The sequence below is a fragment of the Acinetobacter sp. NyZ410 genome (assembly GCF_022828975.1).
GTDB classification, from domain to species: domain Bacteria; phylum Pseudomonadota; class Gammaproteobacteria; order Pseudomonadales; family Moraxellaceae; genus Acinetobacter; species Acinetobacter guillouiae.
Genome location: NZ_CP094620.1, coordinates 2,180,570 through 2,206,562, shown reverse-complemented (window position 1 = coordinate 2,206,562; position 25,993 = coordinate 2,180,570). Strand labels below are relative to the sequence as shown.

Annotated in this window: 20 protein-coding genes; 7 read left to right on the top strand and 13 right to left on the bottom strand. The window is 37.0% G+C overall.

Features of this window, described 5'->3' with window-relative positions:
- Positions 1-169: 169 nt before the first annotated feature.
- The 3 genes from MTO68_RS10305 to MTO68_RS10295 all read right to left on the bottom strand — a co-directional run bounded on the left by MTO68_RS10305 (position 170) and on the right by MTO68_RS10295 (position 2,242).
- Positions 170-1,135 (bottom strand): D-glycerate dehydrogenase, encoded by a 966-nt coding sequence (locus tag MTO68_RS10305; RefSeq protein WP_244015834.1) that lies wholly within the window; start codon positions 1,133-1,135, stop codon positions 170-172.
- A gap of 34 nt (positions 1,136-1,169) precedes the next feature.
- Positions 1,170-1,877 (bottom strand): hypothetical protein, encoded by a 708-nt coding sequence (locus MTO68_RS10300; protein WP_244015833.1) that lies wholly within the window; start codon positions 1,875-1,877, stop codon positions 1,170-1,172.
- Between the two features lie 152 nt (positions 1,878-2,029).
- Positions 2,030-2,242: a hypothetical protein gene (locus MTO68_RS10295; RefSeq protein WP_004821110.1), complete on the bottom strand. Its 213-nt coding sequence runs from the start codon at positions 2,240-2,242 to the stop codon at positions 2,030-2,032.
- 735 nt (positions 2,243-2,977) lie between these two features.
- Between MTO68_RS10295 and MTO68_RS10290 the strand changes: the two genes are divergently transcribed.
- Positions 2,978-4,606 carry a long-chain-fatty-acid--CoA ligase gene (locus MTO68_RS10290; protein ID WP_244015832.1) on the top strand — a complete coding sequence of 543 codons (1,629 nt, stop codon included), beginning with the start codon at positions 2,978-2,980 and terminating at the stop codon, positions 4,604-4,606.
- A 358-nt stretch (positions 4,607-4,964) separates the two neighbouring features.
- On the opposite strand, the gene MTO68_RS10285 is transcribed toward MTO68_RS10290, so the two are convergent.
- Together MTO68_RS10285 and MTO68_RS10280 are read right to left on the bottom strand one after the other, a co-directional pair.
- Positions 4,965-9,506, bottom strand: coding sequence for a translocation/assembly module TamB domain-containing protein (locus MTO68_RS10285; protein WP_244015831.1), 4,542 nt, complete (start codon positions 9,504-9,506; stop codon positions 4,965-4,967).
- A gap of 35 nt (positions 9,507-9,541) precedes the next feature.
- Positions 9,542-12,286, bottom strand: coding sequence for a BamA/TamA family outer membrane protein (locus MTO68_RS10280; RefSeq protein WP_244015830.1), 2,745 nt, complete (start codon positions 12,284-12,286; stop codon positions 9,542-9,544).
- Positions 12,287-12,461: 175 nt separating this feature from the next.
- Between MTO68_RS10280 and MTO68_RS10275 the strand changes: the two genes are divergently transcribed.
- Both MTO68_RS10275 and coq7 read left to right on the top strand, forming a co-directional pair.
- A complete protein-coding gene (locus MTO68_RS10275) occupies positions 12,462-13,781 on the top strand; it encodes an MFS transporter (RefSeq protein ID WP_244015829.1) in 1,320 nt (439 codons plus the stop codon).
- A gap of 1 nt (position 13,782) precedes the next feature.
- On the top strand, positions 13,783-14,418 hold the full coding sequence (coq7, locus tag MTO68_RS10270) for a 2-polyprenyl-3-methyl-6-methoxy-1,4-benzoquinone monooxygenase (RefSeq protein ID WP_244015828.1): 636 nt from the start codon (positions 13,783-13,785) through the stop codon (positions 14,416-14,418).
- A 120-nt stretch (positions 14,419-14,538) separates the two neighbouring features.
- On the opposite strand, the gene MTO68_RS10265 is transcribed toward coq7, so the two are convergent.
- The 5 genes from MTO68_RS10265 to MTO68_RS10245 form a co-directional block, all read right to left on the bottom strand.
- A complete protein-coding gene (locus MTO68_RS10265; protein ID WP_244015827.1) occupies positions 14,539-15,063 on the bottom strand; it encodes a hypothetical protein in 525 nt (174 codons plus the stop codon).
- Between the two features lie 26 nt (positions 15,064-15,089).
- Positions 15,090-15,521 (bottom strand): 2-amino-4-hydroxy-6-hydroxymethyldihydropteridine diphosphokinase, encoded by a 432-nt coding sequence (locus MTO68_RS10260; protein ID WP_244015826.1) that lies wholly within the window; start codon positions 15,519-15,521, stop codon positions 15,090-15,092.
- Entirely contained in the window at positions 15,478-15,858 is a 381-nt protein-coding gene (gene folB, locus MTO68_RS10255; RefSeq protein ID WP_004720998.1) for a dihydroneopterin aldolase, read from the bottom strand. The genes MTO68_RS10260 and folB overlap by 44 nt, the downstream gene beginning before the upstream one ends.
- Before the next feature lie 108 nt (positions 15,859-15,966).
- Positions 15,967-17,265 (bottom strand): AarF/UbiB family protein, encoded by a 1,299-nt coding sequence (locus tag MTO68_RS10250; RefSeq protein WP_004721001.1) that lies wholly within the window; start codon positions 17,263-17,265, stop codon positions 15,967-15,969.
- 39 nt (positions 17,266-17,304) lie between these two features.
- Complete coding sequence (locus MTO68_RS10245; RefSeq protein ID WP_244015825.1) at positions 17,305-18,087, bottom strand: HesA/MoeB/ThiF family protein; 783 nt, start codon at positions 18,085-18,087, stop codon at positions 17,305-17,307.
- A gap of 299 nt (positions 18,088-18,386) precedes the next feature.
- Here MTO68_RS10245 and MTO68_RS10240 point away from each other — a divergent pair, with 299 nt between their 5' ends.
- Both MTO68_RS10240 and MTO68_RS10235 read left to right on the top strand, forming a co-directional pair.
- Positions 18,387-18,860, top strand: a complete 474-nt coding sequence (locus MTO68_RS10240) for an Lrp/AsnC family transcriptional regulator (protein WP_004721004.1) — start codon at positions 18,387-18,389, stop codon at positions 18,858-18,860.
- Positions 18,861-19,024: 164 nt separating this feature from the next.
- Positions 19,025-19,498 (top strand): GrpB family protein, encoded by a 474-nt coding sequence (locus MTO68_RS10235; protein ID WP_244015824.1) that lies wholly within the window; start codon positions 19,025-19,027, stop codon positions 19,496-19,498.
- A 245-nt stretch (positions 19,499-19,743) separates the two neighbouring features.
- Here MTO68_RS10235 and MTO68_RS10230 read toward each other — a convergent pair whose 3' ends face one another.
- From MTO68_RS10230 to MTO68_RS10220, 3 genes are all read right to left on the bottom strand, one after another.
- Complete coding sequence (locus MTO68_RS10230; protein ID WP_034612843.1) at positions 19,744-21,198, bottom strand: hypothetical protein; 1,455 nt, start codon at positions 21,196-21,198, stop codon at positions 19,744-19,746.
- Positions 21,199-21,758: 560 nt separating this feature from the next.
- Entirely contained in the window at positions 21,759-22,508 is a 750-nt protein-coding gene (locus MTO68_RS10225; protein WP_004821088.1) for a YebC/PmpR family DNA-binding transcriptional regulator, read from the bottom strand.
- Positions 22,509-22,614: 106 nt separating this feature from the next.
- Entirely contained in the window at positions 22,615-23,178 is a 564-nt protein-coding gene (locus tag MTO68_RS10220; protein WP_004721021.1) for a 1-acyl-sn-glycerol-3-phosphate acyltransferase, read from the bottom strand.
- A gap of 694 nt (positions 23,179-23,872) precedes the next feature.
- Here MTO68_RS10220 and MTO68_RS10215 point away from each other — a divergent pair.
- Both MTO68_RS10215 and MTO68_RS10210 read left to right on the top strand, forming a co-directional pair.
- The gene (locus MTO68_RS10215; protein ID WP_244015823.1) at positions 23,873-24,301 is read left to right on the top strand and encodes an MAPEG family protein; all 429 of its coding nucleotides are present in this window, start codon (positions 23,873-23,875) and stop codon (positions 24,299-24,301) included.
- Positions 24,302-24,767: 466 nt separating this feature from the next.
- Positions 24,768-25,874: an OmpW family outer membrane protein gene (locus MTO68_RS10210; protein WP_004821080.1), complete on the top strand. Its 1,107-nt coding sequence runs from the start codon at positions 24,768-24,770 to the stop codon at positions 25,872-25,874.
- The last annotated feature ends 119 nt before the right edge of the window (positions 25,875-25,993 follow it).

Sequence of the window (25,993 nt, the reverse complement as noted above, 5' to 3'; positions counted from 1 at the left end):
AGTGCTTAAGCAGAGACAAAGGCTGAGGAAGGTCTTGTTCAATTGATCGTCCCAATTATTTTAATATTCTAAATATAACATTGAATTTAGTACAAATTCGCAATGAAGTGTTAGGTGGCTGTAAACACTTCATATGTAATTTGCATTGTCAGCAAACATTCAACATCAACTAGAAGTTTTCATTGACTAAATATCTTGGTGTGCGTTGTTCCAAAGCATCGGCTAAATTTTGAAAAGCCAGTTCCGCCATTTTCTTGCGCGTCTCGGCGGTTGCTGAACCGATATGCGGTAAAGTCACGACATTATCCAACTCAAACAATGGCGATTGTTGCAACGGTTCTTTTTGGTATACGTCTAGACCCGCAGCAAAAATTTGGCGGTTCTGTAAAGCCTCTGTTAATGCCTGTTCATCCACCACCGAACCACGTGCAATATTGACAAAAACAGCATGCTTTTGCATCAAAGCAAATTCTTGAGCACCGATTAAGGCTTTAGATTGGCTATTTAAATCTACCGCAACCACAACAAAATCAGCTTGTTTTAACAGTGCTTCAAGACTTTTATATTGTGCATTAAACTGTTGTGCAACTTCGATTTTTTCACGGCGATTATGATACACAATATTCATATTAAAGCCATAAAATCCACGTCGTGCAATTGCCGCACCGATATGACCTAAACCGATTATTCCTAAAGTTTTACCAAAAATTTCTTGACCAAATTGTGTCGCATTGACTGTACGTTGCCACTCACCTTGTTTGGTCCAGTGATCTAAACTCGGTACTTTACGTGCAGCACTCATCAACAAAGTAAAGGCTAAATCCGCTGTCGTTTCGGTTAATACGTGTGGTGTATTCGACAACCAGATTTTCTTTTGATTTAAATAATCAACATCGTAATTATCATAGCCCACACTGACAGAGGAGATAATTTTTAATTTTTCTGCAGTGGCTATATTACTTTCATTAAGCAAACGACCCGCACCAATCATTGCATCTGCATCAACAACCGCTTGACGAATTTGTGCATTGATATCGCCTTGCTTAGGATTCAATACAACCAACTGATATTTTTCTGCTAATTTTGCTTGAACTTCTGAGTCGATTTGACTAAATACAACCACTTTTTTATTCATATCCCAGAAAACCTCTCAGTACAGATCTTGAAAACTAATTCAGTTTATTTTGCATAAATTGCCATAGACGGCGTTTTAATAAAGGTTGCTCAATCATCTCTTGTAAACTTGCCAATTCAAACATTTCAGTATTGTTTAAATAAGGCAATTGACCAAGACTGATGACTTTACGCTCTTGCCTTAAAGCATCAACAAATCCTTGGATATACATCGCAGCCCCTCTTCCATCTTGAAGTTGCAACATTGGAAAAGGCCATTTTAAATCATAAAACTGACCTACAAGCGCCTGCTGTATATTGCCCCATAGCGTGAATTGGTCAGCGCTGATTTGAGTACAATCGACAAAAATGACACAGCTTTCAATGCAATAGGCTTGGATTTCAAATGGCGCAATTTGTAATGCAGGCTCAACAGTAAAGTTTGTCTGTTGCTGAATTTGCTCAGGTGCCGAAACTTCTTCAGTTTGCTGTGTTTCTGGATTGCGTTTTAATAAAGAAACTTCAGGCTGATGAGCTTTTTCAATCTGTGGCGGCTGTACTTTTTGATTTTCTAATTTTGCATCTGATTGAGTTGAATACGTGTTCAACTCAGGCACAACAGCAATATCCTGTTCAACTTGAGCAATATCACGGTATAGCGCATTTTCATAATGACGTGTTTGAACATCAACCTTGGGGATCCAAAGCTCTATTCCCATCGTAGCCAAAATGCTACGCTGATGTTCTGATACATTCATATTCATTATGGATTCAATACACACTATTCAAGCTATATTTTAGCTGTGTTTTGCCTTTTTTGTCGCACTAATCAAAGTAAAAAAACACGATAAATTAAATTTAAACGCAAGAATATGTTACATGCTGATTTTAGCGACAATCATTGAGCACCAATTCACTATAAGGATGTGATTAAAATTCCGTACTTTGCCGTAAGATACATCCCCTGACGAATGATATCTGTACCATTGGCATGATGAACTTTGAGTTCTTGAGTCAACACATCAAATTGAAAAGCATCATAACAATCTTGATGTTGGCATAACCAATTTAAAGTATCAGCAAGATGTTCATCGACAATATAATTTTCAGCTAAAAAATTTTTAGACATTATGATTCAAAGACAATAAAACAAGAATAGGGTTATTCTAACGTAAATTTAACCATACTGAAAAAACCAAGACAGCCTTAAACAATAAAATAGAACAATCATAAGCAATCAAACAATGACATCTATCAGCATAAGATTGAATGAATCAGCTTGCAAAACTAGATTTTTATTATTTTCATTTAGAGATATAACGCTTTCTAAATATCACCATATTTTATCCAATGATCATAATATAGTGATATTTTGAGATCGCTTCTAGAAAATTAATGATGAGCACCACACTTACGGCACTCTTTAACCACAATATTATGTCCAATTTCATATTCAAAACTGTGGATACACAATAATTTTCTGATTTTTTGAAACATTCTAAAACTCCTTTTAATATCTCACGTCAATATAGTTTCATCCTAAAACATCAATGCCTTAACAAGACATGTAATATGTTTAGCACATATACATATATCTGAGTAATACTTTTCCCTAGTTCTTTAGTCTGATACCCCACATTTCTTGATCAAATTTTCAAATCGTGATAATCGAACTAAGCTATTGTTTTTTATTGGTTAAAATAATAAAAATGTTGCAAAAATATATTGTTTTTAAGCTTGATTTAATCTGACTTTTATATAGGATGAAATGATAGCTTTTTCTATTTAACAATTTTTTTCACTTAGAAAGCTTCTGAGAAAAATACAATTTAAGCCTATCAACAAGATTATAAAGGAATTTTATATGCAAGGACGTATGATGCAGCAACCATTATTAATCAGTAGCCTCATTGAGCATGCTACGCGTTATCATGGTGATACTGCGATTATTTCAAAAAATACCGATGGCACGATTACAAAGACAGATTGGACACATGTAAGTGAAAACGCGAAACGCTTTGCCAATGCACTTGCTGGACTGGGTTTAGGCTTAGGCGACCGAGTTGCAACGATTGCATGGAATAATCATCGTCATCTTGAATCTTGGTATGCAATTTCCGGAAGTGGCTTGGTCTGTCACACCATCAACCCTAGACTTTTTCCTGAACAATTGATCTTTATTATCAATGATGCTCAAGACAAAGTGGTGTTATTTGATAAAACCTTTTTACCGCTAATCAAAGCAGTGAAAGCCCTTACCCCTCATGTCGAACATTTCGTTTATCTGGGTGCTTTTGACCAAGATATTGCCGATGCCCTCCCAGGTGTTAAATTCTATGATGTGCTGATTGCAGAACATTCTGTACAGTACGAGTGGCCAAATTTTGAGGAAAATACCGCAAGCTCGCTTTGCTATACCTCAGGAACAACGGGCAATCCAAAAGGCGCTTTGTATAGTCATCGCTCAACCATTTTACACACCTATGCGATCGCACTACCCGACTCACTAAATTTATCTGCAAAAGATATTATGTTACCTGTGGTTCCCATGTTCCATGTCAATGCTTGGGGTACACCTTATGCCGCAGCAATGGTCGGTTGTACATTGATACTCCCGGGGCCGGGTTTAGATGGTGCCAGCTTAGTACAAATGATTGATGAATATAAAGTCAGTATTGCGCTCGGTGTACCAACGATTTGGCAAGGCTTGCTTGCCGCAGCAAAACAATCTGGTAGCGCTCTTGAAAGCCTTAAACGCAATGTCGTTGGCGGTTCAGCTTGCCCACCTGCGATGATGAAAGCATTTAGAGACATCTATCATTGCGAAACTATTCATGCATGGGGCATGACTGAAATGAGCCCATTGGGCACAGGCAACCAACTTAAAGCCAAACACCTAAATTTAAGTGAAGAAGAACAATTTAAAGTTCGCTTGTCTCAAGGTCGCCCACCTTTTGGCGTAGATTTACGTATTACCGATGAAGAAAATGGCACACATGAAGTTGCTCGTGATGGACATAGTACGGGGAATCTGCAAGTCAAAGGCCATTGGATTATTGAATCTTATTATGGCAAATCTGAAAAAGCGTTAAGTGCTGATGGTTGGTTTGATACCGGTGATATCGCCACGATTAATGAGGACGGCTATCTGCTGTTAAGTGATCGTGCCAAAGATTTAATTAAATCAGGAGGTGAGTGGATTTCTTCTGTTGAACTTGAAAACATTGCCATGAATCATCCTGAAATTGCGATGGCTGCTGTGATTGCAGCAAACCACCCGAAATGGGATGAACGCCCAGTGGTGATTGCGATTAAACAGCAAGGTAGTCACATTACTGAGCATGAACTATTGGATTACTATGCAGATAAGATTGCGAAATGGCAAATCCCAGACAAAGTTATTTTTGTTGAATCCATTCCTTTAACAGGTACCGGTAAAATGTTAAAGCGTGATTTACGTGAACAATATGGTGATGTGCTATTAACTGAATAACGCCATTGAAGCGTGTAACGCCTTCCTCAAATCAGTTTTGAAAGCCCAATATTTCATTGGGCTTTTCTACTTCTAAAAAATTAAATATTCAACCCATGATCAGTCTTAAACAATCAGTATAAATCAGCAAGACAAGTGCAATATAAAGATCTTTAATATACTCGCCTATTGGCTTTTAATAGCTATGTACAAGATCTTTGCGCTGCTCACATTCCAAGCATTTTACGATGCGCTTTGTTTAGCTCAATGATTCATCTCATTTGATTTAAGCATAAAAAACTCGGATCGTAATCCGAGTTTTTCAATATTGATCAACTACATTTCAATACCGATTGCATTTAAAATGTTTTATCCATGGCTAGAATCTCCAATGATAGAACACATCAATGGCTTTTTCTAAAGACTGGCTAGCTTCCAGATATAAACGTTTATTCATTTGATAACGTAAAGTCAGTTTATTCACTGGTGTAAATACCCCCACACCATAGCGAATATACAAGTCAGGGGTAATATAACCCGTCAAACTGACCTGCGTATCATCCCCAGTCCCTTGTGCATCAAAAGACAAACCACTTAAACCAAATGTACGTCCAATTTGATTGGTAAATGCGCGCGTTCCCCCTAGCCCCAAACTGATCCCTGCTGCTGCAATCGTATTGTTTACATCCGATTTAAATCCTTCAGCATTACTTAAGCCACTAGAACCTTCATTAATACGTCCTGTAATTAAAGCATTCATCGCTTCCTGATCTGACAAACCAGCATCATTATAAACTTGAATATTTGGACTAGAAGCTGTGCCTGTAATACGTAGACCTACGGTACTTCCAGAAATACTCTTATTGGTATCAACATCCAATGTAGGATTAGACAATGGACCATTAAAACGAGCAATGGCACGATTTAAGTCTAAGCGCTGACCATAAGCTTCAACGGTTACTTTTTGACTGACACCAATCGCACCATTGGCACGCATTGCAGTTTCCAAACCACGTTGAGAAAGGTAAAGACGGCCCACCAATGGAATACGACTATTAAAGCCTTGGAAAATAACTTTATCGCCCAAGTTTACTGAAACATCTGCACGTATAGACCACGGCTGTGCTGCTTTAAGCACTGCTAGCTGATTTTGACCTTCTTTTACAATACGGACATCAGGTGACACATTGACTACGGTTGCACTGGATTCAGGCATTGAAATTAATGCACTAGGTACATCAACTTTACCTTTAACCGTAAGTTTCTTACTTAAAGGTAAAGCATCCAATTCAATATCAGTATCGACAACTGCAGTGATCAACGGTGCTTGACGAATCAGCAATTTATCGCCATTGAGACGTAATTGTATATGTGGATCATTTTTCCAATCGATACTGCCATTAATTTTACCGACACCACGACCACTGTTAAATGCACCATTAATTGTTGCAACGTCTTGACGAATTGAAGTGTAAATCTGAACATTATTCAAATTCACAGGCAGTGAAATCATACTAATTTCACCATTTTTCAAGCGCATTTCACCATCAAACAATGGTTGTGTCAGCGTACCGTTAATTTTTCCTGCAAGTGATAAAGTCCCATCAAGCTTACGTACATCAGCAATAAATGGTTTTAAGATTTTCAGCTGAACTTCATTAAATGCCACCTCACCACGCATCGGCTTAGACTCGACATATGGATTGACAATGACACTGGCATAACCTGTTCCAACATTCGGCGCTTTTAAATCAACACGCAATAGCAAACCATCTTTTATGCTTTTTGCAATTACGCTGGCTTCGTCATAGTTCATTGAAGTTGAAGGATCATTCGGATCTTCTGCCGCAATACCAATTTGCCCATTACGAGTAACCAGCTTGGCATCTAATTTAGGCTGTGCACCTTTCGCCCATGATGCTTTTGCATAACCATTTAATTTCCCCGTCAGTGCCAAACCTTCTGGCATAAACGCAGCAAAATCATTCAGATCTAGGTTTTTAGTAACAAAAGAAACATTACCATTTTGCTGACTTGCGCGGATCGGTTGATCAAAACACAATTGGCTTTGCTGACTTGACCAACAATGCTGCCCAACATATAACTCCGATTTTGACGCGTTAAAAATAACCGGCGCATTTTGTTGTTGTAATAAGTGCGCTCTTACTGAGTCAAACTCACCTTTTTGAATCTGACCCAACCAATCATTTTGCGCATTAAATCCACCTGCAAGCTGCACATAGAACTTAGAATAATAGTTCCATGCCTGAAGCTGTAATAAATGTGCTTTACGTGTGCCAGAAAGTGTAATCCCTGCATGCTGAATCTCACGGTTTCCACTGCGCAAAGTATCCATTTGCGCCACCATTTTCGACGCTACAGTTTCAGAAGTTGGTAATTCACCTTTTAAGCTTAATTTTTTAATGCTTAGGCTATCATTAAAACTAAAATTATCGACTGTGAGGTTTGCAGTTGCACTCAGACGTGGCTGTGCTTGTAGATTCAAATAACCATATGCTGTGCCACGTAATCCCGGATAAAGCTCATATAATGCAGGTGCATTGACTTTTAATCGTAGATTCTGTGCATTTCCTGTCGCTTGAACTTGGTTATTGGCATAAGACAAAAATAAGTTGTTGGCTTCAAATTGCTGTGGCATCAAGCCTTTTAAATCAGAATTTAAAACAACTGCAAGGTTACCTCGTCCTCTTAAGGGTTTGTTATTGATCATGCCTGCAATATTCAATTGTTGAATATTAATTCTCTTCAGACGATCTGACCAATTCCCCTGAGTCTTCACATTCCCAGAAACTTCACCACGGACAGAAGAAACAAAATATTGTGGTTTAAAACGCACCAAAGATGCGTTGATATCCCAACCGATGCCATTGCTGATATGCACCAAGCCATTGGCTAAGATTTTTCCAGCAACACCATCATGCTGTAGCTCAGATATTTTAATTAGCTCTGGTGTACCTGCAACTCTGATCTTTAACAAGCCACTGCCTTGTTTTAGCTGTGACGCATTTAATGCCCCGTCATAATTCACAGCAAAGCCTTTAAACGCTCCACCAGCATTAGCATCATTGAAAATAACTGCGGCTGTACTTTTACCTGTCAATTGGATTGTTTCAGGGTTGGCTTGATTTGCAAGTCGCCCAGTTAAATTAATCGCATCAAAATTAATCAATTGTTGATTTGGTTTTGCATAACCATTGGCTTTTATCTGCCCATTGATTAAATCTACTGGTGCAGTTGCGACAATACTTTGTGGATTAAAATCTTTTGCATTGAGTAAGGCATTCCATTTTAACTGGCGTTTTTCAGTAGGTAATTCAACAACTGCGTTTCCAGATAAACTGCCTTTCGTTGCCACATATTCAAATGCTGGTACGTGTAAATCATTGCCTTTTAGGTCTAACTGAGCTGTGTATTTGCCCTCAGGTAAACTGCCTTTTTCATGTTGACGTACAACGGTTGCCACATGAATATTTTGCTGATCGTCAACCAGTGCAACTTCAACCTGACCTTGTTCACTGCTCAACCAGCCCACATAAGGCACTGCTCGGTCAATATTTTCCCAGTTAACGCCCAATAACATCGGTTCAGGCTTTTTACCCTTTTGTTCAGCTTGATCTAATTTAACGTTCCAAGCTTCATATTTATCAAAATCAACATTGGCGGTTAAATGCATGCCTTGTTTTAATTCGCCCACTGAACCAATTTTGGCATCAAGGGAAACAGGTAAAAAGTCTTGAATCACTTGTGGGATAATTTTATCTTTTGGATTGATTCGATCTAAACGGCCTTGCACATCCCAATGCACATGATCTTGCCAGCTGACCAAACCTGCAAGATTTAAAGCACCACCCATCAATTGACCATTTAAATTATTAATATTCAACTGATTGGTTAAATCGGTATGTGCTAAAGCGGTATATTGACCTTGTGGGATATTTTTACCACTAATGTCTGTATTGATATCTAAGCTTAAGCCTTTAACATCGCCTTGAAATTTCGCCAAGCCATTTTTAGACAGTAATTCTTGTTCCTGCAACAACGGCCAATGATAATCTTTAAAAACCAAAGCACCATTCATTGGAACATCATGACGCATCGGATGGATCACTGCCCAACCCGTTAAAAGATCGGGCGTTTTAGTCGCAACACCTGCTTTAATTGTGTCGAGTGAGCCACGCGCATGTACATAAATATCTTCAACATTTAAACTTTTTAAACTTGGGATCCGCAAAATTGCCTTGGCATTCAGCGGATAATCGCCTTGTTTAAAGTTCATATTACCTGTCGCGTCTTTTACAGATAAATAGCCCATGTCCATTTTAGAGTTTTCAAACTTCAACTCTGTACCCGACCACAATGCATTTTCTAAATGAATATCGTTAAAATCAATTTTTGTAGAGGCAGTTTGCAACTGCATATGATCTACATTCGCTTCATCTAAACGTAAAACAAAGGGTAACTTGATTTCGCTAAACTTAAAGGGTTCATCGCTTGGTGGTGTTTTGCTGATAATTCTTAAATTGTTAACATCAGCATGGCTCAAATGAATTTCTTTATCTAATATTGCGCGCCAACCCAAGGAAACATCCGCACGATCAATTTTGACATCAACCGCAGCGAGAGTGACCAAAACATTTTTAAGTATGATCCCTTGAAGCAAGTTACCGCTTTCATATTGGTAATCAATAATTTTCTGGCTTGAAGCAACCCGATCCAATAAAAACTTACTGCCTTTATCGGTACTAAACATCACAGCCAATGCAGCAATCAATAAAATAATGACCAAAAGCAATGACATCAGAATATTACGCAATATATTGCGCTTCTTCGGTGTCTGCTCTTGCTTTAGTTGATCATTTTGCTGTTCATTTTGAACATCTTGATGTTCTTCATCAGCCATAATATTTCCAGTAATTCTCTTATATTTTTAGTTAATTAAAGTTGTGAACCAATAAAGAAGTGCAGTCGAATTGGGCGAGCAGGATCTGAAACACCTGATGCAACATCAATTCGAATCGGACCAATTGGTGACTTCCAACGGATTCCTAAGCCTAAGCTATATTGGGTATCGTTACTAAATGATTTATCGTAAGCATTACCAAAGTCACTGAATATTGCGCCACGCCAACCCTCTTTAAATTGGTAATTGTATTCCACTGAACCGACAGCCAAACCTTGACCACCGACTTTATAGCCATATTCCGTTGGGGATAGACTCTTATAATCGAAGCCTCGTAAACTCTGATCCCCACCAGCGAAATATCTTAAATTATAAGGAACTTGTTCAAAATCTTTGGCAAAAATATAGCCGACATTCAAACCACCAACCACCTGATGATTATCATTTTGACCAAAAGAATATAAACCTTTCCAATCTGCACTGGTGATCGCCATATCTGTATCTGAAAGTAAAGACTGACTGCCAAGCTGAATTTTATAGCTTTGCTTATATCCGCGTGTTGGATTGATCCGATTATCACTGGTTGTTTTGGTTGCTTCATAACCCAACAACAATGATTGCTGTTCTTGATTTGAACCAGGAATTAAAAAAGCATCAGGAATATTGGCAATATCTACAGGACCATTTTGAGTAACACGGTCTAAACGGTAACGCACGCCAAGAATATGCTGCCACTCTTTTCTGGAACCTTTAATAATACGGTCTACCCCAGCTACCGCAGATTCAATGACCAAATCCATGTCATTACCAATACCATCACGGGTTTCTCGTTCATAACCCGCAACCAAACTGAAGTAATCATTTAATGGATGTTTATAAGGAATGTTATAGCGAGCATCAATGGCTTGACGAATTTGTGATAATTCCATATTGGCATCAAAAGAATGCCCTAAATGGTTGACGATCGCACGTCTATATTGGCTACGTAAACGTACCCCTGTATCAGTCCCATAACCAATACCTGTTTCTAAACTGTTTAAGCGATCCGCATTTAAAGTCACAATCACAGGAATCTTTTTATTCTCACGTGCCTGATCTTTTAATAGATCATCATCAGATTCTTTTTCTTTCTGTTGTGCTTGAAGCTGCTTTAAGTTCGGATTGACTTCTTCACCTTGCGTTCCCGCAAACTGATTTTCATTGACCACATTTTGGGTTACTTCTTTATCTGACAAATGCGCTTTATCGGCATTGGTTTGCGCAGACAATGTCGTTTCAGTGATTTTTTGCTGATCTACTAAAGCTTGCAGATCTGCGGGAAGCTCAAGTGGTTTTACGATTGCATCCGGTTTAATCGCATCAACCAAGGTATAGTTAAAATAACGTGAGTTGGTTAAGTTATTGGCCAAACCATTGACACGCCATGCGGTGTAATCCGCACCATCTTCCCACGGCGCTAAGGTTTTTAAGATTTTTAAATCGATCGGAAGTGGCTTAGAAGGATCACTCATTCTAAATTCAACATCTTGCAATTTATAACGATCGCCCGTTTCGTACTTTAAATCAATTTTGGCTTTGTTTTGCGGTTGTTCAACTTTGACATCATGTAAACGCCAATAACCATCAAAAAACCCGTTATTCGATGCTGCATCTACTATTCGGCTTTTGGTAGACTCATAAGCACCATGATTGAGAATATCACCTTCTTCTAAATCAGGAAGTACGCCAATAACTTGGAACTGTGCCAGTTTAGCACCTGCCCCTGTAAACTCGATATTTTGTTCAGTCACTTTGACTGGATCATGTGGGGTGACTTTGACCCCTAAATGGGTATCATCGATTTTAGTAAACTTAAATTCTGCATTGTAATAACCTACTGCTTGGGCAGCTTGTACTGCCAGTGTTCTTAACTGCGGCACCGAGCCATTAAAGTCAGAATATGCTTCTTGGGTAAAGGTTCCTAATTTTGCTTTTAAGTTAGTTGCAAGAACCGTAGGCGCCCCCGTCACGGAAACACTGATTTTTGGAATTGGTACGCCGTTGTCTTGCGGCCCACGGATTTTATTGACTAAACTTTTAAAGAAACCAGGTTTAGCCTTTTCTTCATCGCTATTACTCTGTGTATTATCAACCAAGGTTTTACCCGATTGATTTTCCTCTACAGAAATTTTATTGTCCGCACGAATCGTTTGTATAAGCTGATCAACATTGACTGGCGCTTGCGTAATTTCATTCAATTCTTGCTGGGTCGCATTAGTCACTTCAACTTGAGGTGCTTTGGTCACCCCATTACGAAAATTCTGCGCATCCGTTTTTGCATCTTCTGCAACTTTATAAATTTCATTTGCTAAAGACTGATCCACAGCAACAGCAGGTAACTCTTCAAGATCTTCAAATTGGATCGGCTTAAAATCATCTTGCACCCCCATATTTTTTTCTTGTTGCTCAAGCATTTTAACGCTATCGACTTGATCAGTTTGTTGAGCTTGTTGAATTTTCTGATCTAACTGGTCGATCTTTTCGTTGGGTACACCTTGTTGAATGGCTGCTGATTCTAATTGTTCTTGAGTATTGCTGATTTTTTCAGAACTTGTACCGATGGTTTCAGAGCTTGATGGCAAGTTCTGATTGCTTTGTATTTGATCGGCATAACTGACAGGGATCGCAAAAACACTTAAAAAAACACTTGAACATATCAGTTTATTGATATGATAACGGTCAAAGTGTAAATGTACACTATGTGAAAGCACAGATTTTTTAAAATTAATTTTTGCTGGCATACCAAGCTCGAATGACCTAAATTTATTTGTAGAAAGATCAATTATTAAAAATCTTTCAAATACCCAAACCAATTGGTTTTACACATGATTTAAGTTAAAAACATGATACATGATTTTGAGAGATAGTTACCATTTCAACACATTTCTTATATATAACTAAATGAAGTCGTCTACAATGGAAAAAAATGAGCATATTTTAGGGACCCGACGTTTTTTACCGATGTTCCTTACCCAGTTTTTTGGCGCCCTGAATGATAATGTTTATAAACAATCATTATTACTCGTCATTACCTATGGTTGGATTCATCATCAGTCTGCCAATATCAGCACACTCAACAATCTCGCTGCGTTATTGTTTATTCTACCCTATTTCATCTTCTCTGCGACCGCGGGTCAAATTGCAGATAAATACGAACGCTCATTTTTAGTCCGAAATATTAAAATTTTAGAAATCATCATCATGCTGATCGCCTCGGCGGGTTTTTTATTGGGCAATCTTTGGATTTTACTCTTCGCCTTATTTTTAATGGGTACGCACAGCACTTTTTTTGGGCCAATCAAATATGCGATTTTGCCTGAAATCTTAAAACCCAATGAATTGATGTCTGGTAATGCCCTATTTCAGTCAGGTACATCAATTGCAATTCTAATTGGGATGATTTTAGGCGGTGCAGTTATTTCGCTGTCACAAGGCAATATGATCTGGATTTGCTTAACCATCGTCTCTATTGCAGTGGTGGGTTATTTATCCAGTCGTTTTGTCCTTAAACAGTCTACTTCAAATGAAGATTTAGAAATCGATTGGAATTTCTTCCGGACCAGTTTCCAAACCATTCGTTATGCTAAAAGTTTACCGTTAATTTTTATCGTACTTTTAGGCAATTCTTGGTATTGGTTTTATGGTGCAACATACCTCACCCAAATCCCCCAGTTAACCCAGCAAAACCTGCATGCCAATGAAAATGTCGTTAGTTTATTGCTTACCTTTTTTTCTGTCGGCATTGGTGTAGGCTCGTTACTGTGCCGTAAAATTGGCGGTGCTGAGGTGAATATCAAAATGGTACCGCTTGGTGCAGTTGGCTTAACGGTATTTGCGCTCTATTTAGCAGGCAGTTTGGCCTTTGTTCCAGAACGAACGGGTGATCTGATTGCAATTCCTGATATGTTTAACTCAGGGGCAATTTATTATCATGTCATGCTTGCGGTGACCTTATTGGGTATAAGTGGAGGTTTTTATATCGTTCCCCTTTATGCCATGATGCAAGCCTATGCCCCAAAATCACACCGTGCGCGTGTGGTTGCGGCAAACAATATTTTTAATGCAATATTCATGGTTTCATCGGCAATTTTTTCTATTCTCATCTTAAGTATTTTGAAAATAGATATTAAAATCTTATTCTGTATCACAGCTGTGCTGAGTGCTATTTTTAGTACTTGGTTATTAATTCGTTTAAAACCATTAATAGCGACAACTCAGGTTTCTTTGGAGGACTAATATGCGTCAATATACTGGCATCGATAAATTGATCAATTCATTTGACCAAGCTTTAAGAAGTTTAGTACCTGGTGCAACTTCGGCACAAAGAAGCAATCCGTCCAATGCAGTCGAAACCAAACTGGCTGTCAGTGAAGCACGCCATGTTGCAGGCTTAATGCGCGTCAACCATAGTGGTGAAGTCTGTGCTCAAGCGCTTTATCATGGGCAAGCATTAACGGCCAAACTTCCAAATGTACGTCGTGAAATGGAATTTGCAGCAATTGAAGAACAAGATCATTTGGCTTGGTGTGAAGATCGTTTAAAGGAACTCGACAGTCATACTAGTTTGCTGAATCCTGTATGGTATGGTCTTTCTTTTGGTATGGGTGCGCTTGCTGGCATTGCAGGCGATAAATACAGTTTAGGTTTTGTGGCTGAAACTGAACACCAAGTCAGCTTACATTTACAACACCATATCAGTCAGCTTCCAGCTCAAGACGAACGCTCACGTAAAATATTGGTGCAGATGAATGAAGATGAACTGCATCATCGTGATACAGCATTAACTGCTGGTGGTATAGAGCTGCCTATTCCAGTAAAGATCACCATGACTGCTATTTCTAAACTGATGACCAAGACCAGTTATTTTATCTAATTTATCTAACAGTATGATTTAACTGATTTACAAGCCCACTTGCTGGCCTTGTTTTTTAGCATTTTACTAGGGTCTGCCTAACTCACATTTTGATGTAGCAATGTGGATTAAAATAAAAAATTACTCAGCATCGCCCAAAAGTAATTTAGCTGTATTCGGTGCCAACTTTACAGTTGCAACAGGCAATAAAGATGGATTAAGCGGATATCGAGTTCCATCAAATTTCAACATCACTTGTCCATGCTTTCGGCTATAAACCAGCAATTGCTTCCAACCATTATGCAGATATGTTGTGGCGTAAACTGGCGTATCCACCAAGGTTGTTTTACTTAAAAAGTCAAACTGTTGATTGGGTTTGCCTTGAAAGATCAGCATTGTACAACCACCGGACCCACACCAATCTTGTCCTTTTAAAAGCACGATGGCTTCATCTTGCCCATCTTGATTGAGATCATCAAATGCCACATCCAATAAAGCTTGATCTTGTGTATAAGCATTCACTTTTTGCTTAAGATTGTTATCTCGCTGTTGTAAGATTTGTACTTCACTTACAGCTTGTGCTGGTGTAACGGATTGTTCAGGTAAATGGCGACATGCACTGAATAAAAGTACGCAACTGAATAATGCCAAGGGCTTAAAATACATTGTTTTTAACCGAGTTATTTTAAAGACTATAAAATGATAACTGGAAATTGATCTGTGGAATGTGTGAATAATGCATCTTCCCAAAGATCATACATCGGCACTTTAACATCCAACGCCAAGGGTAGTTTCTTTGGATTAAATTGCATTGCAGTTAAATGAGATCCCCATGCAATGAGATCAATATCCAAGGAAATTTGATGTGATGGGCGTACACGACCTGAGTCTGCTTCCATCTTTTTTAATAAAGATAGCATTTCATCTACAGACAGCTGGCTTTGAACCAAACATGCAGCATTCCAATAATCTGCACCAATTCCATCACGGCATGGAATTAAATAGATTGGAGAAAATGACACCATTCCCAAAAGGGCAATCTGAGCAAATGCTTTTTGAAAATTTTGTTGTGGATCGCGATTACTCGCTAGAGCTAGGGCGAATATCATTTCGGTGTCGTTCAAGACGAATTCCTACAGAATTGGCTTGCGGGATAATGGCAGGCTTACGGATCGTAATCATAATCGATTCAATAGGCGGAAAGGTAGAGAAAAGCGTATTCAACACCAATTTGGCTGCATGTTCGATCAATTTTGGCGCAGCATCCTGAATCACTTTGGCAGAAATTTCACAAATTTCAGCATAGTTCAACGTATCGACCAATTCATCTGAGTTAGACGCTTGTTCTAAACTGGTTTGAATGTGGAGATCCAACATTAAAGGTTGGATAATTTGCCGTTCCCAATTGAAGCAGCCAATCACCGTCTCAACTTTCAACCCTTCAATGATAATTGCATCCATGACGTTTATAAATTCTCAATGTAAATAAAAAAATGCCCTTTTAAAAAGGGCCAAGTAAGATTTTACAATCAAACTCAACCAGCTTTTCACAAAGGGAAAACATCTATATCAATGTTTTAACAGCGACACAGGATCAATATTTTGCACCATCTGTAAACGTTGGTCAGCATAAATATCGGTATATGGCGCAAGAACACGCATAAAACGATCAAAATAAAGCATTTGCTTAAATAATAAAGCGAAGTCACGTGGGAAACGAATACCATGACGCTCGCCCACACCCACCATGTCCATCATGATGTCATTTAAATCCGATGGATTAGACGTCATAATTTTTTGTGGATCTGCAAGCAGTACTCCACTAAATAAACGTTCTAAATCTTCTGCCAAAACCTGCGTATCGACTTGAGTGCTGGTCATGCCCATACCCAACATATTTTCAGCCATCAATTTGTAATCAGTCTTTTGCAAAGCATCCATAAATGCCATACATGCTTGCCAAACTTCAGGTTTTAACTGCCCAACGATACCAAAATCAATAAAACCAATACGGCCATCTTCAAGCAACATTAGATTACCTGCATGCAAATCGGCATGGAAAGACTGGCATAACATCAAACTACCAAACCAAGTATTCATGGCGGTAATCAGCACTTGAGATGGATCTTTCGCGACCTTTCTCACCACATCAAAATCAGTCAATGGCACACCATACAAGCGTTGCATGGTAAGTACCCGACGTGTTGAAAATTGATGATAGACCTTTGGTGCGGTTGCTGCGGTGTTTTGCGACACATTAAGATAATTCACAAAATCATCTAAATTTTGTGCTTCTTCAATAAAATCAACTTCACGTACCATCCGAGTTTTAATTTCATCAACAATATCTGCCAATGAAGCGAATTTTACTTTTGGAATCGCTTTTTCCAACACCTTTGTTGCCCAGTGCAATACATTTAAATCAGTATAAAGAATAGTTTCTACACCTGGTTTTTGCACTTTAATTACAACATCTTCACCGGTCACCAATTTGGCCGCATGAACCTGAGCAATAGACGCTGAAGCAAGAGGCTTTTCATCAATAGATGCAAAGATTTCACTTAAATTACGTCCAGCAAACTCTTGTTCCAACACGTCCTGAACATAGCTAAATGGTAAATAAGGCGTTTGATCTAAACAGCCTTGAAACTCTTCAACATATTCACGAGGAAATAAAGATGGTGTGCTGGCAATAAATTGACCCAATTTAATATAAGTTGAGCCTAATGATTCAAAGGTTTCACGCATCAATTTGGCATTACTTGGTTTTTCAGTGGCGTATTTAATGCCAGCTTTGGCAGCGATGACAGCAGTTTCCCCAACTCGGGCAACTGAACGCAGACCATCTAAAAAGATATTATTTTTCATAATGTCAACATTAAATTGAATTTGTATAAGTGTAGCAAATTAATCAGCATTTGCAGTATGGCTTGCCTGACAGTTTGTACAATCTCTATCTTTTTCAAAGGCTAAAATTCGTTGTTTCATTGTTAATCCATCCCAAATCATCAGTTTTTGTTTCAGTGGGGTTTTCGCCAAACCTAAATATAGAAGTGCATGATGTGCCTGTAAACTTGCCATGACATTGGGTGTAGTGGCCAATACACCAGAGTCAGCACAACGCAGACTTTCATTATGCTGTTGCGCTTTGGGAAATAAACATTCATAACAAGCTGAATCACCGTCAACCATAAAAAGCTGACCTTGGAAACCAATCGCGGACGCACTAATCAACGGGATATGCATTTGGGTACAGATATGGTTCACTAGATAACGGGTGGTAAAGTTATCGCAACCATCTAAGACTAAATCTTGCTGAGCAATCAATGCTTGCGCATTATTTTCATCCAATTTACTGGTATAGCTTTCCACTTGGATAAAAGGATTAATTGTTTGTAATCTCTTGGCCAAGATCTCCGATTTATAAAACCCGACATCTTGCGCAACATAGGCAATTTGTCTTTGTAAATTACTAATTTCAACCGTATCAGCATCAATCAGACTAATTTTTCCAACACCTGCTCGCGCCAACAATTCGGCAGTGGTACACCCTATTCCACCGCAACCAACAATCAGTACATTGGCGAGTTTTAATTTTTCCTGCGCCTCAATATCCCAACCATCCAGCAGAATTTGACGGGAATAGAGATGCATTTCAGATTCTGTAAGTTCTAGATCGTGTTCAAGCATGGGTGGATAAACTTTTCAATTTTAATCAGTATAAAGTAAAAATTTTATAGAGGAGCAATAACTAAAAATAATCTTTAATCCTTTGGGTTAAGTTTTAGCAATTCGCTCAATGTTTTCAACAGGTCATTTGCAAAATCATCATGATATGGTTCAACACAGTATACAATCAGATTTAAACTGTTTCATTTTCCATAACCTAGCGTTTTATGATATTTATTCTCAAAAATGATTCAAATATTGAAAAACTATAAAAATCAATCTACATTAATACAGAAAATTTTTTCAAGCTGGATAAAAATATGGAACTGGATCGTTACGATAAACAAATTTTAGAAATTTTAACCCATGAAGACATCAATCTAAATGAATTGTCAGAACGTATTAACCTATCGGTAAGTTCTGTCCATCGTCGTATCAAACACTTGATCGAAACCGATATCATGACCAATCTAAAGCGTGATATTAATTTTGAAAAATTAGGCTTTAAATTACATGTCATTTTACAAATTTCCCTAAGCAAACATGACACAGATACCTTTGCTAAATTTTTAGAAGAACTCGAAAACATCCCAGAAGTGATTAACGCCTTTTTAGTCACTGGGCAAACCGCTGATTTCCTTGTCGAAGTTATCGCAAAAGATATGGAGAATTACAGTGAAATTTTACTCAAACGGATTGGTAAAATTGAGCATGTGGTTGCACTACATTCAAGCTTTGTGATTAAAGAATATAAACGCGTGTTTAATTGTACTGGCCTACTCAATCGAATTTAAATTATGTATTGAACCAGTTTAGTTTCTACACGATGAATAGAATGCACTTAAAAGTCTACGAAGCAAAGCTACTCTCATTGGTCTTAAACATTGGTTTTATGATGTTTTAAATAAGTAAAATTTAAAAATCAAAGATATCAGATTGTATTTGAATGGGTCTTTTTATGAGATTTTATTTTGCCGAAGAATATCAACCACAATGCAATGCACGGTTTGCGTATTATCAAACTCAAATCAAAGCACTTTTAACCAATGCAGAGATTGAGCACATTGGCGCCTCTTCGATTCCAAATGCAATCTCTAAAGGAGATTTAGATATTTATATTGCAGTGGATCAATCTGAATTCAATGATGCAATTCAAAAACTTTATGGCTTAAATTTTCAAGAAAAATTAGCAACACTGAGAACGGATCAACTGTGTATGTTGGAATCACTTAATGGTGATGATGTCGCCTTTCAATTGGTTGTCAAAGGTTCTGAATTTGAGTCATTTATTCAGTTTAGAGATAAACTCAGACAATCGCCTGAACTAGTGCAAACGTACAATGATCTAAAAAAGCGTTGTGAAAATTTAGATATGATCGATTATCGGATTAAAAAAAATAAATTTATTTCCGCAATTTTAAATCAGCAATAAATTCTCTCAATAAAAAACGCACCCAAAGGTGCGATTAACATTCAATTAAATCAATATGTTGCATTTTTGTTGCACTCAATATTTTCATTTATTAAATTAAAAAAATAATCATGTTTTATTAAAAATTTATCATTATTGCACTGCCTGAATCACTCTTAACCAGATAAGATTTATTACTGATGCTCAGATTGTCAGTATCCGTAATGTTCTCTTTTAAATTCTGTACGAATTCCAGTAAATTAAGATTAACAAAATTTAAGACTACCATAACAATTTGGGGCAAAATTTTGCCCATTAAGCTGAAGGTTAGATAGATTCATTTGTAGGGGAGCAACATTTGATAAATTTACATTTCCAATATTTGCATCAAGTCCATTTCCACTAATAATTCCACCAAGATCATTGGTTCTAGCAGGATATTGCTGTAAATAATCTCCAGCTTTCGTAGCAAATTGACCAAGCAATGGCTCAATACTTAATTTTTGGGTTGGTTCTACTCGACCTATACTGATAGGATCTGCAAGTGCTAACCACCAACCTGGCTGTGCAATATTTAAGGATTCAGAACCTGGCCACAATAAACTCTGATTTTGTAAGCTTAAAGATGCAGCCGAATTCACCTGTAAGCTATGAATAAAGCCAAGAGCTTCTTGAAAATTTACAGTCGCTTTCGCACCACTTACTGAACCACTCATTTTGATATTAGTAAATTGACGCCCTGTTGGTGCTGCTAAACAAGCTGGAATTAAAAAAACCGTGTTTTGACATCCTGTTATCTTAGCGTCTACGGGATTACCAGCTGTGTATACTGCTGTTGTGGTTCCATTTGCATCAAAGGTTGTTCTACCTATTGCTGGATAATCATTTCCTGTCCCTAAATTGATAGTTGGAATATCAACAGATGCAGATAAACCAACTGATGTCTTACGATTTCCTACAACAACAATTTGGGAGGTTTCAAAAGGAAGGTTATTCATTTCTGGAATACTGAATCCCCCTCCAGTTGTGATGAAACTTGCATTTGCTAATCCAATTGCAACTAAGTTGCCTTTAATTGGATATGTAGCTAGATTCATAAACTGTGCAGCAGTATCGGCATATCCTTTAATTTTACTTTGTTCTGCAACAGTAGTACCAATACCTGACTGTACTTTCATGTATCCAGAGAAACTATTTAGTCCATTAGCAACAGATGAATTTTCTGTTCCCAAAGTCATCAGACCTAGTATTTTCTCGGCACTCAGCCTCAATCCTACCATTTCTCTTGTTGATGACTGACCAGGATTTTTAATTGCAAACTCAATGAAAGGGTTGGTTAATTTTGCACTCGAACTTGCTCTACCAGAATTAGTATCAGAAATACCACTTAAACTTAAATTATCAATATCAATGTCACATCCACCAGCCCCGTTCAATCCCCCACAACCTAGCTGTAATTTTTTAATATTAGCATTCAACTCTAGTTCTGCTTCCAAACCTAAGCGATAAAAACCGATATTCTGGCTACCGCCAGTACGCTGTCTTTCCAAGTTATCTGAATCATTAGGTGCAATAAAAGACATACTCATTAAAGCCTGACCAGTAGTCGCTGACATTTCACTTTCTGACATAGGTTGAAAAGTTTCAGAACTTGCATAAACTAAATGGTTGCTAAAACAGATTAACCCCAAAAAAGCATTTGATAAAAATACCTTTTTCATTATAAAAATCCTTTTTTCATTGTAAGAATACTTATTAGTTTAAAAATTCAAACAATTACTTTTATTAATAATTGCAATGTAATTTTGATGTAATTGTATACTTTTTTTTATTCTTCTCAAACTCTTTTTAATTTACCTAAACATTCTAATGTATAAAAATTTTGACTATTGAAGACTGTGGTCCATAACTAAAAAGAGAACTCCAGCATTGCCCACCGTGAGTGGGTTTTCATCTCAAAATCCGATCTTAAATTCACCATACGCAAGCTTTATAATTGTTTTGGCAAAATTTTCAGTGTTAACTAAAATCGACAGTGCATCAGAAATTTCATTCAGGCTAAAAGAGTATTCAAATCGTCCAATTTCCATTAAATCTTTGATTGATTGATCAACAGAAGCAATATTGATCTCATCTTGTTGAAGGATTTTATTTAAGTAATTTAAATTTAGTCAAATGAAAAATAACTTATAAATTATTGTTTTTTATTTAATAAATTAATTTTAAACACGTAATAATAAAAAACGCACCCAAAGGTGCGTTTTATCAACTCAAATCAGACTTAACTGTCTAATTCAGCCAATACTTCATCTGTGAATTCAACGTTGGTATATACGTTTTGAACATCATCAAGATCTTCAAACATATCAATCATTTTCACAATGAGTTTTGCTTGATCCACATCAGCAATCAATGCTTTTGTTGATGGGCTCATAACCACTTCTGCATTATCAGATTTTAAACCAGCAGCAGTCAAAGCATCTTGTACATCACCAAAACTTTCTGGTGTAGTGATCACTAAGATTTCATCTTCGTTCACTTCGATATCTTCAGCGCCAGCTTCCAAAGCCACATCCATGATTTTGTCTTCTAAAGAAACATCTTCAAAAGTAATCTCACCACGTTTGGTAAACAAGTATGCCACTGAACCCGCAGTACCTAAGTTACCATTGGTTTTAGAAAAACAATGACGTACATCAGGCACAGTACGATTAAGGTTATCTGTCATGGTTTCTACGATAACCGCAACACCACCCACACCATAACCTTCATAAGTGACTTCTTTTAAATCATCGTTGTCTTCACCACCAGCACCACGTTGGATAGCACGGTTGATCGTGTCACGTGTCATATTCACTGAAAGTGCTTTTTCGACAACAGCACGTAGACGAGGGTTACTTCCCACATCAGGACCGCCAAGTCTTGCTGCTGTGGTTAATTCACGAATATATTTGGTAAAAACTTTACCACGACTTGCATCTTGTTTTGCTTTGCGATGCTTAATATTGGCCCACTTGGAATGACCCGCCATGCGAAATATGCTCCTGTAGATTGGCTTTATGCCATATCAAATTGCGGCAATTCTACCATAAGCACTTTTTTATGAGAAAGTGCTTATTTTTTAGATTTAATGCAAATTAAGAATTTTTTGCTTCAGGAATCACAATATCGAGCCCTGTATGTTGTTTATATAGACGTTTAATTTCTGCTAAGTCTTGATCTAGATCTGTTGGGTAAATTTTACCAAAGATTCCACCCTGTTTTGTTTTTGAGTTTGCATACATCAAAACAATAGGAACACCAGCTGCTTTTGCGATATGCCAAAAACCAGTACGGATCGGTTTACGTGCTTGCCCACGTTCTGCGCGAGTCGCTTCTGGCGCAATCACCAAATTAAATTCTTCATTACTCTGAAACAGATCAACCATTTGTGAAACGATGTCTTTGTTTGACTTTCGATCTACAGGAATACCACCAATTTTTTCTAAAATCGGTTTCAATGGCCCTTTAAATAGTTCTTTTTTAATTAAAGTATGGATTTTAATGTCATGAATTTGAAAAATTGCTAATGACAATACAGCATCCATCATGGATGTATGTTCAAAACCGATAATGACTTGTTTTTTTTCTAATACACTTTGATCAACTTCATATGACCAACCTGAGAGCTTAAAAGTAAGTTCTCCCAACATCTTTTTCATAAATACCTAACATCATAAAATCATAATTTGCGAATTGTCCGAGTAAAAGCTTAAAAAGACAATCTCTATTGTGCTTATTTTTTACATTTGTATATTTATTTTTGTCATTTTAAAGACTTGTTTTGCTATACCGAAATGGGTGATTAAAATGTAAAGTCGTTAAATGCACCAATGTCATCTAACTCACTTTAGAACAAAAATATAAATTCTTCATAAAAAACATTCATATAAATCATAGTCTCAGTAATAAAACTCAAATCAATATTTTTTATCTTGTTAAAATCATTTAGACTTTAGTCTTAATTGCGCCATAAGCTCCAAAATTTTATCTGCAAAAGGATTGCAATATGTTGATGCCTCTCTTTGGCGTAAGTGCCTTAGTCTTTGTTTTGATTTGCACATGGAGTGTATTTGAAATTTATTTAGAAAAACGAAAAAAGTAATACTGCATATTATTCCCGCTCAATAGCCACAAACTTCGCTAGATCATCGTTAAAAGCACTCGATTAATTTTCAATTGTGGTTAAGTTTCTAATCATTCGACTCTATTTCAGTCATTCTCACCAAAAAATAAATCAGAGTCATCAAGCATTAAAACTGCTTCTAAAAATTTCGCTCGACAAAGTTAAAAAATCACTTTAAATAGATACACTTAATTAAGTACTTCTAAAGCATATAAAATAAATGGGGATCTATGAATAATTTACTACATATCTATGCATTTTGTGTGGTTTTGCTTTTTTTTAAAATGCTTGCAATCTCTTGTTATCAAGGATTTTATCGTATAAAGAATAAAGCGTTTAAAAATACCGAAGATGCTAATTTTGTCAGTGTTCAAGCCAGACCTGAAGAACTACCACAAGTGAGCAGAGCCAGCCAAGCTTGGGCAAATGATCTAGAAAATATTCCCGTGTTTTGGGTGCTTGGAGGGCTTTGTATAGCATTAAATCTTAGCAGTGATTTTATTGTCTGGATCTTTTGTATTTTTACGATTGCAAGAATCACACATACAGTCACCTATCTCAGTGCAATTCAACCATGGCGCAGTATTTCTTATGCTGTTGGAATAATCTGCCTTATTATTTTGGCAATTCAAATCGTAATCACATGTATTGCATTTTAAACAAATGCAAATCAATAGGCATTAACTGATATTTTTATGCTTTATTCGCTGTTTTATAACCGTTCATTTCTTTATAAGTTGTATTTTATAGCTAGGAAAATAATACAACTTATATCAATAATTCATCCAAAATATCCTATGAATAATAATTAAATTTAGATTTACTAATTTATCTTATAATTTTTTCAATATAATCAAAAGTAAAGTAAATTTATCAAAAAGTAAAACTATGTCACTATTTTGTAATACTTTATTTATATGAAAAATATAATTAAAAATACATTATTTTCAAACAACTCTATGATTTTATGTTTTTTATATTACTTTTCAATCATTATTTATTAACTTTTAAGTCTTAATACCATTTTTAAATTAGAGTTTCTACTCTACTTATTGGTTGTTTTATGTAATTTTAATAATCTCATTGTCAAGAAGACAGTGATTGTATTTAAAAGGATGAATCAAAGTGAAAATAAAAAAGATCTTTCAAAAAGCCATCGTTACTACCTCACTCTTGTGTATTGCCGGAATAAGCCAAGCTGAAGATTTTAAACGCTTCTCGGTTTCTTCGGGTTGGTTGCATATGTCATCAATGGGGAAAGCACAACCTTTTAGGATTAATACCTCTGTGGGTAATGGTACTAAAGCTGCTGTGGGGGTAATTACAGGCCAAACCATTTTAAATAATGTCGATCAATCTCGTATTGATGCAATGGATCCCAACCTAATTAGCTTGCTCAATGCACCAAGTAATGAAGAAGGACGATATTTATTTGATGACCTGCTGGATGTAATCATGGCAGACGACCCAACCTTAATCGACCAATTAACAGGAATTGCTGAAATCAATGGGATTGCCAATTGGTCAGCGGATGCTGGTTTGGAAGTTGAGGATGTAGACACGCTAGGTATGATGTTTACTTATAATGTCACTGACAATGTTGCCGTTCAATTGATTGCAGGGATTCCACCAAAAGTTGATCTAAAAGGAAAAGGTACTGTCTATGCACCCTTTTCAGCAACATCTCAGCCACTTCAGGGCTTAGTAGGTGATTTGTATTTAAAAAACAATCTTTTGATTACAGATTTGGATAGTTATAACACTGCTGCATCTGCTAGAGCTTGGACGCCTGCCATACAAGCGCAGTACTATTTTGGTAAATCTGGTGTCAATAAGTTCAGACCATTTGTAGGTGCTGGTTTAATGTATGCCTACTTCAACGAGATCGAAATCAATTCAGGGATTGAAAATGATTTGATACGTGCTGGACATATGATTCAAAACATTCATGATGGTAAAGCAGGTGCTTCTCTAGAAGGAAAGCAATCAAGCGGCAACATGAAAGTTAAGGTAGATGCTACTGATGCCATTGCACCGATTGTTACTGCTGGTTTTACCTATGACTTTAAACAAAACTGGTTTGCGACTGCCTCTATTTCGTATGCGAAGTTAGACAATACTGCAACCATTACAGTCCTCAACACCAACAACAATGCAAAGCTTATTCAGGCTAAAACTAAAATTGAGATCGACCCACTAATCACTTACCTTGGTGTAGGTTATCGTTTCTAAGTCTATCTGTTAAAACCTGCGGCCATTACAGCAACTTAAATACTGTAATGGCTTCATTTATCATTAATTTCAAAAAATTACCATGTATAAAATTTAATTCATTAAGTAATTATTTTGGC

Bases quoted from the DNA above. Each gene is read 5' to 3' on its own strand.
- MTO68_RS10280 (WP_244015830.1), bottom strand. From the start codon at position 12,286: ATGCCAGCAAAAATTAATTTTAAAAAATCTGTGCTTTCACATAGTGTA.
- MTO68_RS10305 (WP_244015834.1), bottom strand. From the start codon at position 1,135: ATGAATAAAAAAGTGGTTGTATTTAGTCAAATCGACTCAGAAGTTCAA.
- MTO68_RS10245 (WP_244015825.1), bottom strand. From the start codon at position 18,087: ATGCTTGAACACGATCTAGAACTTACAGAATCTGAAATGCATCTCTAT.
- MTO68_RS10265 (WP_244015827.1), bottom strand. From the start codon at position 15,063: ATGTATTTTAAGCCCTTGGCATTATTCAGTTGCGTACTTTTATTCAGT.
- MTO68_RS10275 (WP_244015829.1), top strand. From the start codon at position 12,462: ATGGAAAAAAATGAGCATATTTTAGGGACCCGACGTTTTTTACCGATG.
- MTO68_RS10250 (WP_004721001.1), bottom strand. From the start codon at position 17,265: ATGAAAAATAATATCTTTTTAGATGGTCTGCGTTCAGTTGCCCGAGTT.
- MTO68_RS10295 (WP_004821110.1), bottom strand. From the start codon at position 2,242: ATGTCTAAAAATTTTTTAGCTGAAAATTATATTGTCGATGAACATCTT.
- MTO68_RS10300 (WP_244015833.1), bottom strand. From the start codon at position 1,877: ATGAATATGAATGTATCAGAACATCAGCGTAGCATTTTGGCTACGATG.
- MTO68_RS10225 (WP_004821088.1), bottom strand. From the start codon at position 22,508: ATGGCGGGTCATTCCAAGTGGGCCAATATTAAGCATCGCAAAGCAAAA.
- MTO68_RS10220 (WP_004721021.1), bottom strand. From the start codon at position 23,178: ATGAAAAAGATGTTGGGAGAACTTACTTTTAAGCTCTCAGGTTGGTCA.
- MTO68_RS10290 (WP_244015832.1), top strand. From the start codon at position 2,978: ATGCAAGGACGTATGATGCAGCAACCATTATTAATCAGTAGCCTCATT.
- MTO68_RS10240 (WP_004721004.1), top strand. From the start codon at position 18,387: ATGGAACTGGATCGTTACGATAAACAAATTTTAGAAATTTTAACCCAT.
- MTO68_RS10230 (WP_034612843.1), bottom strand. From the start codon at position 21,198: ATGAAAAAGGTATTTTTATCAAATGCTTTTTTGGGGTTAATCTGTTTT.
- MTO68_RS10215 (WP_244015823.1), top strand. From the start codon at position 23,873: ATGAATAATTTACTACATATCTATGCATTTTGTGTGGTTTTGCTTTTT.
- coq7 (WP_244015828.1), top strand. From the start codon at position 13,783: ATGCGTCAATATACTGGCATCGATAAATTGATCAATTCATTTGACCAA.
- MTO68_RS10235 (WP_244015824.1), top strand. From the start codon at position 19,025: ATGAGATTTTATTTTGCCGAAGAATATCAACCACAATGCAATGCACGG.
- folB (WP_004720998.1), bottom strand. From the start codon at position 15,858: ATGGATGCAATTATCATTGAAGGGTTGAAAGTTGAGACGGTGATTGGC.
- MTO68_RS10285 (WP_244015831.1), bottom strand. From the start codon at position 9,506: ATGGCTGATGAAGAACATCAAGATGTTCAAAATGAACAGCAAAATGAT.